13 protein-coding genes are annotated in these 14179 nt (G+C 66.4%); 9 read left to right on the top strand and 4 right to left on the bottom strand.

Annotated elements, in window-relative coordinates; all coding sequences use genetic code 11:
• Position 1 precedes the first annotated feature (1 nt).
• From VM621_RS12370 to VM621_RS12335, 8 genes are all read left to right on the top strand, one after another.
• Entirely contained in the window at positions 2 to 364 is a 363-nt protein-coding gene (locus VM621_RS12370) for an STAS domain-containing protein (RefSeq protein ID WP_325469267.1), read from the top strand.
• On the top strand, positions 361 to 765 hold the full coding sequence (locus tag VM621_RS12365; RefSeq protein ID WP_325469266.1) for an anti-sigma regulatory factor: 405 nt from the start codon (positions 361 to 363) through the stop codon (positions 763 to 765). The genes VM621_RS12370 and VM621_RS12365 overlap by 4 nt, the downstream gene beginning before the upstream one ends.
• Positions 756 to 1769, top strand: coding sequence for an ATP-binding protein (locus tag VM621_RS12360; RefSeq protein ID WP_325469265.1), 1014 nt, complete (start codon positions 756 to 758; stop codon positions 1767 to 1769). Before VM621_RS12365 ends, VM621_RS12360 begins: the two co-directional genes overlap by 10 nt.
• Positions 1766 to 2617, top strand: coding sequence for a sensor histidine kinase (locus VM621_RS12355; protein ID WP_325469264.1), 852 nt, complete (start codon positions 1766 to 1768; stop codon positions 2615 to 2617). The genes VM621_RS12360 and VM621_RS12355 overlap by 4 nt, the downstream gene beginning before the upstream one ends.
• Entirely contained in the window at positions 2604 to 4541 is a 1938-nt protein-coding gene (locus VM621_RS12350) for a response regulator (RefSeq protein ID WP_325469263.1), read from the top strand. Before VM621_RS12355 ends, VM621_RS12350 begins: the two co-directional genes overlap by 14 nt.
• 99 nt (positions 4542 to 4640) lie before the next feature.
• Positions 4641 to 5882: a tetratricopeptide repeat protein gene (locus VM621_RS12345; RefSeq protein ID WP_325469262.1), complete on the top strand. Its 1242-nt coding sequence runs from the start codon at positions 4641 to 4643 to the stop codon at positions 5880 to 5882.
• A 206-nt stretch (positions 5883 to 6088) separates the two neighbouring features.
• Positions 6089 to 8725 carry a M1 family metallopeptidase gene (locus VM621_RS12340; RefSeq protein WP_325469261.1) on the top strand — a complete coding sequence of 879 codons (2637 nt, stop codon included), beginning with the start codon at positions 6089 to 6091 and terminating at the stop codon, positions 8723 to 8725.
• 217 nt (positions 8726 to 8942) lie between these two features.
• Complete coding sequence (locus tag VM621_RS12335; protein ID WP_325469260.1) at positions 8943 to 9719, top strand: glutaminyl-peptide cyclotransferase; 777 nt, start codon at positions 8943 to 8945, stop codon at positions 9717 to 9719.
• Positions 9720 to 9956: 237 nt separating this feature from the next.
• Here VM621_RS12335 and VM621_RS12330 read toward each other — a convergent pair whose 3' ends face one another.
• A complete protein-coding gene (locus tag VM621_RS12330) occupies positions 9957 to 10805 on the bottom strand; it encodes a PfkB family carbohydrate kinase (protein WP_325469259.1) in 849 nt (282 codons plus the stop codon).
• A gap of 3 nt (positions 10806 to 10808) precedes the next feature.
• Positions 10809 to 12113: a NupC/NupG family nucleoside CNT transporter gene (locus tag VM621_RS12325; RefSeq protein WP_325469258.1), complete on the bottom strand. Its 1305-nt coding sequence runs from the start codon at positions 12111 to 12113 to the stop codon at positions 10809 to 10811.
• A 145-nt stretch (positions 12114 to 12258) separates the two neighbouring features.
• Here VM621_RS12325 and rhtC point away from each other — a divergent pair, with 145 nt between their 5' ends.
• Entirely contained in the window at positions 12259 to 12888 is a 630-nt protein-coding gene (rhtC, locus tag VM621_RS12320) for a threonine export protein RhtC (RefSeq protein ID WP_325469257.1), read from the top strand.
• On the opposite strand, the gene VM621_RS12315 is transcribed toward rhtC, so the two are convergent.
• Both VM621_RS12315 and VM621_RS12310 read right to left on the bottom strand, forming a co-directional pair.
• Positions 12885 to 13337: a MarR family winged helix-turn-helix transcriptional regulator gene (locus VM621_RS12315; protein ID WP_325469256.1), complete on the bottom strand. Its 453-nt coding sequence runs from the start codon at positions 13335 to 13337 to the stop codon at positions 12885 to 12887. The two genes, rhtC and VM621_RS12315, sit on opposite strands and share 4 nt — an antisense overlap.
• A gap of 38 nt (positions 13338 to 13375) precedes the next feature.
• Positions 13376 to 14143: an AraC family transcriptional regulator gene (locus VM621_RS12310; protein WP_325469255.1), complete on the bottom strand. Its 768-nt coding sequence runs from the start codon at positions 14141 to 14143 to the stop codon at positions 13376 to 13378.
• Between the last annotated feature and the right edge of the window lie 36 nt (positions 14144 to 14179).

Here is a 14179-nt window from a genome sequence, read left to right as displayed (position 1 = left end):
CGTGGAGCGCATCCCCATCCTGCGCATGGGCGACTTCCTGCTTGTCACCATCCAGGTGGACATGCACGACGAGCTCGCCATGACGCTGCAGGACGACCTCTCCGAGCGGATCAGCAAGACCTCCGCGCGTGGCGTGCTCATCGACATTTCCGCGCTGGATATCGTCGACTCCTTCATCGGTCGCATGATCGGCACCATCTCCGGGCTTTCCCGGATCATGGATGCGCAGACCGTGGTGGTCGGCATGCAGCCGGCGGTCGCGATCACCCTGGTCGAACTGGGCCTGACCCTTCCCGGTGTCATCACCGCATTGGATGTGGAGCGCGGGATGAAGCTCCTGCGCGAGCGCGTGCAAGCGGAATGAACATCCTCAAGAGTGGCTCCCAGGCGGTTCGCATCGAACAGGACGTGGTGCTGGCGCGACAGACGGCGCGCAAGCTCGCCGTCGAGGCCGGCTTGCGCCTGGTCGACCAGACCAAACTGGTGACGGCGGCCAGCGAGCTGGCGCGCAATACCGTGGTCTACGGCCGCGGTGGCGACATGGACTGGGAGATCGTCGAGGAAGAACGTCGCAAGGGCCTGCGCCTGACCTTCCGCGACCAGGGCCCCGGTATCGCCGACATGAAACTGGCGATGACCGACGGCTGGACCTCGGGCAGCGGCCTGGGGCTGGGCCTTACCGGCGCCAAGCGCCTCGTCGACGACTTTTCGGTGGAGAGCGCGCCCGGCGAAGGCACCCGGGTGATGATCTGCAAATGGACGTAACGTTTGCCGGGGAGCCCACGGTGGTGCTCCCCGTGGAAGACAGCAGTCAGATCGGTCATGCGCGCCGTGTGGCCCTGAAGGAGTCGGCACGCGCCGGCCTGGACGAAACGGACGCGGCACGCGTCGCGCTCATCGCGACCGAGCTGGCCACCAATGTACTCAAGCATGCGCGCACCGGCGAGATCCACGTCGCGGTGGTTCCGGGACAGGGTACGCGTGGCGTGGAACTCCTCGCGGTGGATCGTGGCCCGGGGTTCAACCTTGCCGACTGCCTGCCGGATGGCTATTCCACGGGTGGTACCCGGGGCGAAGGGCTGGGCGCGGTCAAGCGTGCGGCCGACGTCTTCGATATGTATGCCGACCAACGCGGTTCGGTGCTGCTTGCACGTATCTATCCGAAGGGATGCAGCCGCGCCGACCTGCGCTTTGGCGCCACCTGCCATCCTTTACGCACGGAAGTCGTCTCCGGTGACGGCTGGGCCATGAGCGTGAGCGATGGCGCGATCGGGGCGATGGTGGTGGACGGCCTCGGCCATGGGCCACAGGCGCGTGACGCGGCGGCGGCGGGTACCGAGGCATGGGTTTCGGATGCCCAGGCCGAACCGACGGCCGCTCTCGCGGCGATGGACGCCGCGATGCATGGCACGCGCGGCGGCGCCGTGGCCGTAGCCCGCTTCGACCGCGCGGCCGACACGCTGCGCTTCGCCGGCATCGGCAACATCGCCGGTAGCCTGCAGAGTCCGGAAAGCTCACGCGGCCTTGCCTCGCATCCCGGCATCGTGGGCATACAGGCACGACGCAGCCAGCCGTTCGACTTCTCGCCGGCGCAGGGGCTTTTGCTCATCCTGCACAGCGATGGGCTGCAGTCGCGCTGGAACCTGCGCGACTATCCTGGCCTGGTGACCCGCCACCCGGCCGTCGTGACCGCCTTGCTGCATCGGGATTACTCGCGCGGCCGCGACGACGCGACCGTGCTTGCGATCCGACTGGAGACTTCCCTATGAGTGGCGCCGACGACATCGACAGCCTCCGTGCCGAGAACGACGCACTGCGCGCGGAGCTGGACGAGACGAACCAGGGCGTGCTCGCGCTGTATGCCGAGCTGGACAACCAGGCCGAGCAGCTGCGCCAGGCGTCCGAGTTGAAGAGCCGGTTTCTCTCGTACATGAGCCACGAGTTCCGCACGCCGCTGGGTTCCATCCTCAGCATGACGCGCCTGCTGGACGACGAGCTGGACGGCCCGTTGACCGAGGAACAGCACAAGCAGCTGGCTTTCGTAAGCACGGCGGCGCGCGACCTCAGCGACATGGTCGACGACCTGCTCGACCTGGCGAAGATCGAGGCGGGGCGAATCACCATTTCGCCGGCCTGGTTCGAGCTGATGGACCTGTTCTCCGCCCTGCGCGGCATGTTCCGCCCGATCGTGGATGCAACCGAGGCGGACCTGATCTTCGAAGCACCCGAAGGCATGCCCCGGCTGTATACCGACGACAAGAAGCTTGCGCAGATCCTGCGTAACTTCATTTCCAACGCGCTCAAGTTCACGCCGCGTGGCGAAGTGAGGGTTACCGCAGGCATGGAAGGCCCCGACCACGTCCGCTTCGCGGTGAGCGACACCGGCATTGGCATTCCACAGGAGTTGCAGAGTGTGCTGTTCGAGGATTTCGCCCAGATCGACTCGCCGCTGCAGAAGCGCTTGCGCGGTACGGGACTCGGCCTGTCGCTATGCCGCCAGTTCGCGCACCTGCTCGGCGGCGAAGTAGGCCTGGAGAGCGCGGCCGGTGTGGGCTCGGTCTTCCATGTCGTGCTTCCGTTGAAGGTCGCCGAAGGAGACGCCGATGCCGCGCACTAGCCGGCTGCTGATCGTCGACGACAACGCGGCGACGCGCTATGCGATGCGTCGCACCGTCGAGCGCCACGGCTACACCGTGCTCGAGGCGGGCACCGGCTCCGAAGGGCTGGCCATGATCGCCGCGAACGAGTTCGCCGGTCTCATCCTGGACGTGAACCTGCCGGACATGAGCGGCTTCGACATCGTGCGCAAGCTGCGTGAGTCGCCGGAAACCTCGCTACTGCCCGTGATCCACGTGTCCGCGGCATCGATCGAAACCGGCGACATGATCACCGGCCTGGACAACGGTGCCGACGCCTACCTGATTCATCCGGTCGATCCGGACGTCCTGCTGGCGACGATACGCACGCTGTTGCGCGTGCGCGAAACCGAAGATGCGCTGCGCGAATCCGAAGCGCGCTTCCGCGAGATCTTCATCAATATCGCCGCGCCGATCGGCGTGGTCGATGGTCGCCTCAAGGTGATCGAGGCCAACGACGCCTTTCGGCGCCTGGCCGGCGACGCCGGTTGCGACGATGGCCTCGACGAATGCTTCGAGCCCGGCCAGGAAGACCTGCTGGAAGAAATGCGGCAGAGCCTGGCGACACGTCGCCGCTGGCGCGGCGACCTGCACATGCGCAGTTCCATGGGGGTGCGCGAGACGGAGTGGCGCGTCACGCCGTATCGCAACGACGCGGGCCTGGTCTTCATCGACGACGTGACCGAACAGCGGCACCGTGAGCGCGCGCAGTTGGAGCAGATCGATACCGCGACGACCCAGCTGGCGATCGAGATCGCCGAGCGCGAACGCAGCGAATCGCAGCTGTTGCAGGCGCAGAAAATGGACGCGCTGGGCAAGCTTACCGGCGGCATCGCGCACGACTTCAACAACCTGCTGACCAGCATCATCACCGGCATCGACCTGATCAATCGCCAGGTGGAATCCGGCAGGACCGACGGCGTGCAGCGCTTCGCCGATGCCGCGCTGGGGTCCGCGCGTCGCGCTTCGTCGCTGACCCATCGGCTGCTTGCTTTCGCTCGCCAGCAACCGCTGGACGCCCAGGCGACGGATGTGAACGAGCGCGTGCGCTCGCTGGAAGACATGCTGCGGCGGACCATCGGCGAGCACATCTCGCTGGCGCTCGACCTCTGCGCATCGCCGGCGATCGCCAATGTGGATGCGAACCAGCTCGAGAACGCGGTGATCAACCTGGTCATCAATGCGCGCGACGCGATGGACAGCGAGGGCCTGATTCGCATCGCGACATCGCGGGCGCGCATCGAGCGCGACGCCGAACTCGCCGACGGCGACTACGTGATGCTTACCGTGTCCGACAACGGCGGCGGGATCGGGCCGGATATCCTCGACAAGGTGTTCGAACCGTTCTTCACCACGAAGCCGCTGGGCCAGGGCACCGGCCTTGGCCTGTCGATGATCTACGGCTTCGCCAGGCAGTCGGGTGGGCAGGCACGTATCGTCAGCACCGTGGGCGAGGGCACCGACGTATCGCTGCTGTTGCCGGTGGGGCAGGGCGACGTGGCACCCGTGGTGCAGCGTGCGGCACCCATCGATGGCGGTCGCGGCGAGCGCATCCTCGTCGTCGAGGACACCGACTCGCTTCGCCTGATGACCCAGGCCATCCTCGAGCGCGCCGGGTACGAGTGCATCGCGACCGGCGATATCGAGCACGCCTTGCGCATCTTGCGCGGCGACGACGGTCTCGATCTGTTGCTTACCGATGTCGGCATGCCTGGCATGAACGGCCGCGACCTGGCGGACGTGGCGCGAGCCTGGCGGCCGACCTTGCCGGTGCTGTTCATGACCGGCTACGCCGAGAGTGCCATGCAGCGCTCGCGCTTCCTCGGCGTCGGCATGGACATGATCACCAAGCCCTTCGAGATCGACGGCTTGCTGGCCAGTGTCCATGCCATGTTGCTCGACTAGACCGCCGATCGGCCGAAACCTGCCTAAAAAGCCGATATCTTCCGGCCGCTTATCCCCCTATGATGCGCCCACGATCGGCAGGCGGTTCAGGGGAACGGGATGTCGGAAGCGAAGACAGGCACGCTGCTGGGCGACCGTCGGTTCGCCGCGGAAATGGATGCCTTGCAGCGGTTTGGATCACTGGAAAGGGATGCCCAGCTCGGCGACGTGCAGGCCCAGTTCCGCGTGGCCACCATGTATTTCGAGGGCGAGCACATCACCCAGGACCGCTCGCGGTCCGTGCACTGGTTTCGTCGGGCCGCCGAGCAGGGGCACCTGGAAAGCCAGTGCCGGCTCGCCACGCACTATGCCGAGGGCACGGGCGTGCCACGCGATCCCTTCGAGGCGGCCGGCTGGTTCCGGCGTGCCGCGGAGGCCGGTTTCGCCGAGGCGCAATGCGCACTGGGTACGCTTTACGCGCGCGGTCTTGGCGTCAATGCAGACCGCGTGCAAGCCCTGCATTGGTGGGGGCTGGCGGCCGACCAGGGCCATGTCCAGGCTTGCGTGAACCTCGGTGTTTCCCATTATTTCGGTCGAGGCGTGCCGCGCGATGCCGAACTGGCGTTCGCGTTCTACAGCAAGGCCGTGGAGCGCGGACAGCCGGATGCACGCGGATTCGGCGACGCCCTGTGCAGCCTCGGGCGCATGTATGTGGACGGCATCGGCGTGGCCCGCGATACGGCCATGGGCGCTCATCATTTCCGCCGCGCGGCCGAGTTGGGCAATAGCATCGCCCAGTTCACCCTCGGCAAGATGTACCTCGAAGCCAGCGATCTCCCGGGCGACCGGGAGCAGGCGCGCCTGTGGCTGGGTCGTGCCGCCGAGCAGGGCGACAGCGAAGCGAAGCAGCGCCTGGCCGGGATGGGTGTCGAGGCCGGGAACGTTTCCGCCGGCACCGAGCGCCTCAGCCAGATCGGTCCGCAGGACCCGCCGGCCCAGTTCCTGCTCGGCCAGCGCCTCGCCTCGGGCGATGGCGTCGCCCGCAACGAACCGGAGGCCGTGCGCTGGCTGGCCTTGGCCGCGGACCGCGGCCACGTGCCCGCGCAATACGCCTTGGCCCAGATGATCGACAACGGCCGCGGCGTACCGCGCAACCTCGATGAGGTCGTGCGCCTGTACCGCGCCGCCGCCGGCAGCGGCCACGCGGATGCCCAGTTCGAACTGGGCCTCCTGCACGAGCGCGGCGAAGGCGTACCGCGCAACGCCGCCATTGCCCGGGCCTGGTACCGCAAGGCCGCCAAGCGCGGTCACCTCAAGGCCCTCCGGCGTTTGGAAAAACGCAGCTGGTGGCGCCTCTGGTAACCGAGGGCCCCCTGTGGGACCTGATGGCGCCTCTGGTAACCGCGAGCCCCCTGTGGGAGCCGCTTCAGCGGCGATGCTCCTCCAACCGCAAGATCCTGCGCCCATGACTTCCGGCGCTTCTCCAGCGCAACCGGGTGCCCCAGCATCGAAGCAATCGACTCAGCCGGAGCTGCCGGCCGGGCGACGTACTCCCGGGATCCCCTCACATGCGTACACCTCTCGTCTCCGCGATCGCGTTCGCGCTCGCCGGCCTGACCACGGCGGCGTTTGCCGCTCCGGCCGCTGAAAACAACGACCCGCTCGCCACCACCCAGCTTCCGCGCGGCGTCCGCCCGACGCATTACGACGTATCCGTCGTGCCGCATGCCGACAAGCTGGCCTTCGATGGCAAGGTCGCGATCACCGTGGACGTGCTGGACGCGACTTCGTCCATCACGCTCAACGCCGAAGACATGACGTTCGCCAACGTCACCCTGATGCCGACCACGGGCAAGGCGAAGTTCGCCGCGCCGAAGGTGGCCATCGACGCCGCCGCGCAGACGGTGACCTTCACCTTCGACCACGCGATTCCAGCTGGCAGCTATCGCCTGGCCATGGATTACACCGGCAAGATCGGCACGCAGGCCAACGGCCTGTTCGCGATCGATTACGACACCAAGACCGACGGCAAGAAGCGCGCGCTCTACACGCAGTTCGAGAACTCCGATGCCCGTCGCTTCGTTCCCTCATGGGACGAGCCGGCGTACAAGGCAACCTTCACCCTCGACGCCACCGTGCCGACCGCCGACATGGTGGTGAACAACATGCCGATCGCGTCGAGCAAGGATCTCGGCAATGGCCTGAAGAAGGTCACCTTTGCAAAGACGCCGAAGATGTCGACGTACCTGCTGTTCTTCGGCGCAGGTGAGTTCGAACGCGCGACCACGATGTCCGACGGCGTCGAGATCGGCGTGATCACCCAGAAGGGACTGACCTCGCAGGCGCAGTTCACACTCGACTCCGGCAAGGCCGTGCTGCAGGAATACAACGCGTATTTCGGCGTGCCGTACCCCTTGCCCAAGCTCGACAATATCGCATCGCCGGGGCAGAGCCAGTTCTTCAGCGCGATGGAAAACTGGGGCGCCATCTACACGTTCGAGTACGCCTTGCTGCTCGATCCATCCATTTCCACGCAGACGGACAAGCAGGAAGTCTTCAATACCGCCGCCCATGAGATGGCGCACCAGTGGTTCGGTGACCTCGTCACCATGCGCTGGTGGGACGACCTCTGGCTCAACGAAGGCTTTGCCTCGTGGCTCGCTTCGCGCACCACGGAGCGGTTGCACCCGGAGTGGCATACCAACCTGGACGCCGTGCGCACGCATGAGATCGCGATGACGCGCGACGCCGTCGCGACCACGCATCCCGTGGTGCAGAAGATCGACACGGTGGAGCAGGCCAGCCAGGCCTTCGACGAGATCACCTACTCCAAGGGCGAATCCGTCATCCGCATGCTCGAAGCTTATGTCGGCCCGGACGCATGGCAGAAGGGCGTGCAGGCGTACATCAAGGCGCATGCGTACTCGAACACGGTGTCGAACGACCTGTGGACGGCCATCGATGCGGCGGCCGGCAAGCCGGTGAGCACGATCGCACACGATTTCACGCTGCAGCCGGGTATTCCGCTGGTCCGCGTGGAGTCGGCGACGTGCGCCAACGGCTCGACCACGCTGAAGCTGTCGCAGGGTGAGTTCACGCGCGACCGTCCCGACAAGAAGCCGCTGACCTGGCACGTGCCGGTGATCGCGAAGACGATCGGCGGCGCCACCTCGACCACCTTGCTCGAGAACGGCGCGGGCACGATGACGGTTGCCGGTTGCGCGCCGGTGCTCGTGAACGCGGGCCAGAGCGGCTACTTCCGTACGCTGTACCAGCCGGCGCAGGTCAAGGCGCTGACCGGTTCGTTCGCCAAGCTCGAGCCGATCGACCAGCTCGGCGTGTTCGCCGATGTATGGGCACTGGGCATGGCGGGCCTCCAGCCGGCTTCCGACGTGCTCGACCTGATCAAGGTCGCGCCGCTGGATGCCCCGCCGCAGCTTTGGGACGGCATCGCCCGCGACTTCACCGCGCTGGATGCGTATTACCAGGGCGATGCCAAGCGTCAGGCCGTGCTGCGCAAGTACGCCATCGCTCGCCTGTCGCCGAAGTTCGCGCAGGTGGGTTGGGAAGCGAAAGCGGGCGAAGAGGCGCCGGTCGCGATCCTGCGTTCGACCCTTATCAGCTCACTCGGCGGCCTTGGCGATGCCAAGGTGATCGCGGAGGCGCGTCGTCGCTACGAGACCGACCAGATGCCGGCCGAGTTGCGCAAGGTGATCCGCACCGTGGTCGCACAGCACGCCGACGCGGCGACCTGGGACAAGATGCACGAAGCGGCCAAGGCGGAGAAGGCGCCCCTGGTGAAGGACAGCCTCTACGGCTTGCTCGCGCAGACGGACGATGAAGCCCTGGCCAAGCGTGCGCTCGACCTCGCCCTGAGCGGCGAAGCCGGTGAAACGAACAGCGCCATGCTGATTTCGACCGTCGCCCGCCATCATCCGGAGTTGGCCTTCGACTTTGCCGTGGCCCACAAGGACAAGGTCGACACCTTCGTCGACACGACCTCCGCCGCGCGCTATTACCCGCTGCTCGCTTCGGGCTCCCTCGAGCTCTCGACGATCGACAAGCTGCGGGCCTTCGCCGAGAAGAGCATCGCTCCGACCTCGCGTCGCGACGCCGATACCGCCGAGGCCACCATTCGCTACCGCAACATGGTGCGCACGCAGCGCCTACCGGCGGTCGACGCATGGCTGAAGAAGAACGGCTGATCGGCCGTTCGTGGTCACCGAACCGCCGGCCTTCGTGCCGGCGGTTTTTTTTGCGTAAGCGGATAGCCGCCACGCAGCCCGTGTCCAAGCGGCTCCGCCGCACCCGTAGCGAATGGCTCGTTGTGGGAGCCGCTTCAGCGGCGATGAGGTGCTGGCGACAACGTAACGGTAGGCTTGTCCGTTTAAACTTCCCCATACCGACTGTCGGAACCACGCAATGAAGCACGCGTTCGCCCGCAATGCCCTAGGGACCGTTCTAACGATTACCGTTGGGGTAACGGCCTGCGCTGCGGACAACATCCCGGTCCACCCCTTCCGCGTCGTACATACCTATCCCCACGATCCGACCGCCTTCACCGAAGGCCTCTTCTATGAAGACGGCTATTTCTACGAAAGCACCGGTGAGTTCGAAGGGGCCGGGGTGCGCAAGGTGAAGCTGGAGACCGGCGAGGTGGTCCAGCGACGCGACACGCCGGCGGGCTACTTCGGTGAAGGCATCATCGCCTCGAACCAGCGCATCTTGCAGCTGTCCTGGCAGCAGGGTGTCGGCTTCATCTACGACAAGGCTACGTTCAAGCTCATCGACACGATTCGCTACCCGGGCGAAGGCTGGGCGATGACACGCGACGCCGACCACATCTACATGAGCGATGGGACGCCGGTCATTCGCATCCTGGATCCACAGACGTTTGCGCAGACCGGATTGATCGACGTGACGGAGAATGGTGTGCCGTTACAGCAGATCAATGAGCTGGAGTGGGTGAAGGGGAAGATTTACGCCAATGTCTGGCAGACGCCGCGGATTGCGCAGATCGATCCGAAGACCGGGCATGTCGTGGGGTGGCTGGATATGACGAAGCTGGTGCAGGCGCAGAAGGTGGGCGACCCGGAGAACGATGTTCTGAACGGGATCGCTTATGACGCGGCACATGATCGCCTGTTCGTTACCGGAAAGCGGTGGAAGTCGGTTTATGAGATCAGGGTTGAGCGGTAGTTGGATGCGGGGAGGAGAGCATCGCCGATGAATCGGCTCCCACAGTAGGCCTTGGCATTCCAGAGGCCTTGGCACACCAGAGGTCAGGACATACCAGAGGTCAGGGTGTTCCGGAGGTCGGGGTGTTCCAGAGGTCAGGGCACACCAGAGGTCAGGGCACACAGAGGTCAGGGCACACCAGAGGTCAGGGCATGCCAGAGGTCAGGGCATGCCGGAGGTCGGGGCACACCAGCGAGGTCATGCCAGGCAGGCGGCGGTCAGCGCGTCGCGGAAGCAGGGGGCGTCGACCAGTTTGGCGGCCAGGGTGCCTTTGAACGCGTCGCCGAGGCCGCAGGAGCCGGCGCGGTAGACGTCCGCGCTGTCGCCGTGGCGATCGGTGCCGTGGGAGACCAGGCAACTCTTGTCGAGCGAGACCACCACCGTGCCGGCGCAGAGGCGGCGGGCGAGGGCGTTGATGGTGGTGTCGTCCATGCCGGTCACGGTCGCCGGGGTGATGTCGATGGAGAGGAAGCGCCCGCAGCAGCGCGCGAACTCATGCAGGCTCAACAGCAGGACATCCGTGCTGGCGAACTCGCGCACCGACAGGGCGGGCGGCAGCGGGCCCGGATCGAGAACGCGCAGGAGCCGCTTCGAACCGGCGAGTTCCAGCGTCGCGGCGACGGTATCGATGTTCGCTTCGGCGGAGATTAACAGCACCTCGGCCGCATCGAAAAGATCCGACTGCGTCGCCACGAATTCCATGGAAAGTTGGGCGTTGGCGCCCGACGACAACGCCGAGATGGTCTGTCCCTTCGCATCGACGATCAAGGCCGTCCGTCCGGTACGTACGCCCGGTGTCATCTGCCAGCGCGCATCGACCAACGGCGGTAAGCCGGACGGATCGATCACGTCGTCGCCGATCGCGGCGATGAGACCGACGGCGACCCCCGCATGCGAGGCGGCGACCGCCTGATGAAACGCCTTGCCGCCGGGCCGGCGCTCGAAGGCGTCGGCATAGGCGGGTTCGCCGTTGCGCGGAAGCTGCGCCGTCTGCCAGCGCTCTTCTTCGCTGTAACCGCCGACGACGATAAGACGTACGGCGGTCATTCCTCAGAACTGCTCGAGCACACCGGCGATGGTCGCCGTCATGAAGGTGGCGATGGAGCCACCCAGCACGGCGCGAAGGCCGAGGCGGGCGAGGTCGCCACGACGGTTCGGGGCGAGGCCACCGATGCCGCCGATCTGGATGGCGATGGACGAGAAGTTGGCGAAACCGCACAGCGCGTACGTGGCGATGAGGCGGCTCTGCGGCAGCAGCTGGTCGAGATGCTTGGCGAGGTCGGCATAGGCGACGAACTCGTTGATGACGACCTTCTCGCCGATGAAACTGCCGACCAGCGTCGCATCCTGCCAGGGCACGCCGATCAGCCACGCGACCGGCGAGAGCACCCAGCCGAAGATGGTTTCGAGGCTGAGCTTTACGTCGTGGCCATTGAGCGCGGTAAGCCAGGCATTGAGGCTGTGCTCGCCGCCGAGCGTGCCGACCCACTGCACCGGGCCGTTCACCAGCGCGATGAGCGCGATGAAGGCGAGCAGCATGGCACCGACATTCATGGCCAGCTTGAGGCCGTCGCCCGCGCCGGTGGCGGCGGCATCGATGATGTTGGCGGTGGTCTTCTCGACCTCGATCTTCACGGTGCCGCGGGTGAGCGGCTCCTGCGTTTCGGGCACGAGGATCTTGGCCAGCACCATCGTCGCCGGAGCGGCCATGACCGAAGCGGTGAGCAGGTGCTTCGCGTAGAACATGCGTTGCGCCGGATCGTCGCCGCCGAGCATCGCCACATACGCGGCCATCACCGAGCCGGCGATGTGCGCCATGCCGCCGATCATGACGGTCATGAGCTCGGCCTGGGTCATGCGCTCGATGTAGGGCTTGATGGTCAGCGGGGCTTCGGTCTGGCCGATGAACACGCTGGCGCAGACGCTGGTGGTTTCCGCGCCGGACACCCGCATCACCTTGGTGATGACCCAGGCCATGCCCTTGACGATCTGTTGCATCACGCCGATGTGGTAGAGCACGCCGGTGAGGGCGGCGAAGAACACGATGGTCGGCAGCACCTTCACGGCGAAGATCACGCCGAATTTGGAGCTGTCGAGCAGGCTGCCGAAGATGAAGCGCGAACCGACGTCGACGTAGTCGAGCAGGTGCACGAAACCGGTGGCGATGGCATCGAAGATGTCGCGGCCGAGCGGCACCTTGAGCACGATCGCGGCGAAGGCGATCTGCAGCGTGATGCCGGTGGCGACGAGCTTCCAGTCGACCACGCGCTTGTTGTTCGAGAAGCAGAAGGCGATGGCGAGCAGCATCGCCAGACCGAACAGGCCAAACCCTACGTGGCCCAAGAGACCCAACATCGTGACTTACCCCTTTGAAGGCCGGGGGTAGCCCCGTGACCGCATCGTGAACACGTTTAAAGACGGGAGGTTACGGGAGGTGGACTTATCGGGCAAGGTAGGCCGCGAAATTGGCGCCGGGACGTGGCTGGGCTACCCTTCCGGCATGAGCCTCTTCCTGACCATCGCCCTTGTCCATATCGTTGCCCTGATCACGCCGGGGCCCGACTTCTTCTTCGTGTCGCAACTGGCGGCCAGCCGTTCCCGGCGCGAGGCCCTGGCCGGGGTGATCGGGATCGCCCTGGGTGTGGCCGTCTGGGCCGCGCTGGCCTTGCTCGGGCTGCACGTGCTGCTGCAACGACTGGCCTGGCTGGAGCGGGGCATCGCCATCCTTGGTGGCGCCTACCTGTGCTGGATGGGCTTTCAGATGCTGAGGGCGGCCTGGCGGGCCAAGCCCGACGCCGTCGCCCCGACGGTGGACGTGCGCGGGTCCAGCCCCTGGAAGGCCTTGGTGCGCGGCCTGGCGACGAACCTGGCCAACCCGAAGGCGGCGATCTACTTCGCCTCGATCTTCTCGGCCTTCGTCGGCGACGAGATGACCGGCGGCGCACGTTGGGGCCTGTGGGCGATGATCACGCTGGAAACCGCGCTCTGGTTCGCCGTGGTCGCCGGGATCTTCGCCCTGCCGGCCATGCGCCGTGGCTACGTGCGGGCCAGTCGCTGGATCGACGGCGGGGCAGGGGCGATCTTCTCCCTGTTTGGGCTATACCTGATCTTCGGTCGCCGCGCGGCCTAGTCTTTCTCGAGGTTTCGGGTGACCTGGGCGAGGCTTTCCGCAAGGACGGCCAGGTCCGGTGTGCCGACCCCTTCGAGTGCGCTCCGTGCGAGGTCGGCGACCAGGGCACGAACCCGCTCGGCCATGCGCTTGCCGGCCACGGTCAGGCCGATGTCGACCAGGCGGCGGTCGGCTTCGTTGCGCACGCGACGCATCAATCCGCGTTCGATGCCCGCGTCCACGGCATGGGTGACCGTGCTGGCGTTGACGCCGCACGCGGATGCCAGTTCGGTCGAGATCATGCTGCCGCGGTTGGCCAACAGCAGGAGCATGTCGCTCTGCAGGGCGGTGATGCCGAACTCGCGCTGGGCGCGCCGGCCCACGGCGTCGCGCAGCCGCGAGCCGGCCAGCATGAGGTCGCGGCCAAGGTCGAGTGCCGCCCCACTAGTGTCTTCGTCGTCGCCGCTCATGATCCTGCCGGTACCGCGGTCATACGTGTAGGTTCCCGTTAGTCGGCCGAACGACGCCACGCGCCCGGTGGCATGCCCACTGTACGGGTGAACACGCGAGTGAAGTGGCTTTGCTCGGCGAAGCCGCAGGCCAGCGCGATATCCGCCAGCGAGAGATGGTTGATCCGGAGCATTTCCTGCGCCCGCCGGATGCGCCGGTCGAGCAGCCAGCGATGCGGCGGCTTGCCGATGCTGCGGCGGAACGCCCGCGAGAAATGGTTGACCGACAGGCCGCAGGCCGCGGCCACGTCGGCGACGGGAAACGACTGGTCGAGGCGGTCTTCCATATAGGCGATGGCCCGGCGCTCCTGCCAGGTGGCGAGGCCGCCGCGAAGCGCGCCGGGGTCGTCCCGGCCGGGGGGGCCGGGAAGGATGGCCCGCAACGCGAGCGCCACGTGGGCGAGCAAGGGCGTGTTCGGCGCGTCGGCACGAAGGCTGTCGAACAGCACCTGGGCCAGCGTGTGGACCGCCGATGGATGGGCCGCTTCGGGCCCGGCCGGACGCTGCCGGCGGAACAGGATGGCGCCGCTGCCCTGGTCGGTCGGCCGGCTGGCGCGGTAGACCAGGAGCAACTCGTCCTCGAGGCCGTCGACGGCCTCCAGCAGGATCTCGGTGACTTCGTCACGTTGGCGCAGTTCGTCGAGCAGGCTGTGTCGTCCCTTCGGTCCGTCGCCGCGATCGAGCGCGGCGGAACGCTGCGCAAGGTCGACAATGACCGTGGAGGTGCGCGGTGACGTGGCGAGACAGGCTGCTTCGGCGCGATACATGGGCCGATCCTCGATAGGAAATCGGATGTGAATCGA

Source organism: Luteibacter sp., from assembly GCF_035539195.1.
In the GTDB taxonomy this organism is placed as follows: Bacteria; Pseudomonadota; Gammaproteobacteria; order Xanthomonadales; family Rhodanobacteraceae; genus Luteibacter.
Note: the sequence above shows the minus strand (reverse complement) of the source record. Positions and strands in the feature narration are given on the sequence as shown.

Excerpts from the sequence above, each read along its gene's own strand:
- VM621_RS12365 (WP_325469266.1), top strand. The coding sequence starts at position 361 with ATGAACATCCTCAAGAGTGGCTCCCAGGCGGTTCGCATCGAACAGGAC.
- VM621_RS12360 (WP_325469265.1), top strand. The coding sequence starts at position 756 with ATGGACGTAACGTTTGCCGGGGAGCCCACGGTGGTGCTCCCCGTGGAA.
- VM621_RS12355 (WP_325469264.1), top strand. The coding sequence starts at position 1,766 with ATGAGTGGCGCCGACGACATCGACAGCCTCCGTGCCGAGAACGACGCA.
- VM621_RS12350 (WP_325469263.1), top strand. The coding sequence starts at position 2,604 with ATGCCGCGCACTAGCCGGCTGCTGATCGTCGACGACAACGCGGCGACG.
- VM621_RS12345 (WP_325469262.1), top strand. The coding sequence starts at position 4,641 with ATGTCGGAAGCGAAGACAGGCACGCTGCTGGGCGACCGTCGGTTCGCC.
- VM621_RS12340 (WP_325469261.1), top strand. The coding sequence starts at position 6,089 with ATGCGTACACCTCTCGTCTCCGCGATCGCGTTCGCGCTCGCCGGCCTG.
- VM621_RS12335 (WP_325469260.1), top strand. The coding sequence starts at position 8,943 with ATGAAGCACGCGTTCGCCCGCAATGCCCTAGGGACCGTTCTAACGATT.
- VM621_RS12330 (WP_325469259.1), bottom strand. The coding sequence starts at position 10,805 with ATGACCGCCGTACGTCTTATCGTCGTCGGCGGTTACAGCGAAGAAGAG.
- VM621_RS12325 (WP_325469258.1), bottom strand. The coding sequence starts at position 12,113 with ATGTTGGGTCTCTTGGGCCACGTAGGGTTTGGCCTGTTCGGTCTGGCG.
- rhtC (WP_325469257.1), top strand. The coding sequence starts at position 12,259 with ATGAGCCTCTTCCTGACCATCGCCCTTGTCCATATCGTTGCCCTGATC.
- VM621_RS12315 (WP_325469256.1), bottom strand. The coding sequence starts at position 13,337 with ATGAGCGGCGACGACGAAGACACTAGTGGGGCGGCACTCGACCTTGGC.
- VM621_RS12310 (WP_325469255.1), bottom strand. The coding sequence starts at position 14,143 with ATGTATCGCGCCGAAGCAGCCTGTCTCGCCACGTCACCGCGCACCTCC.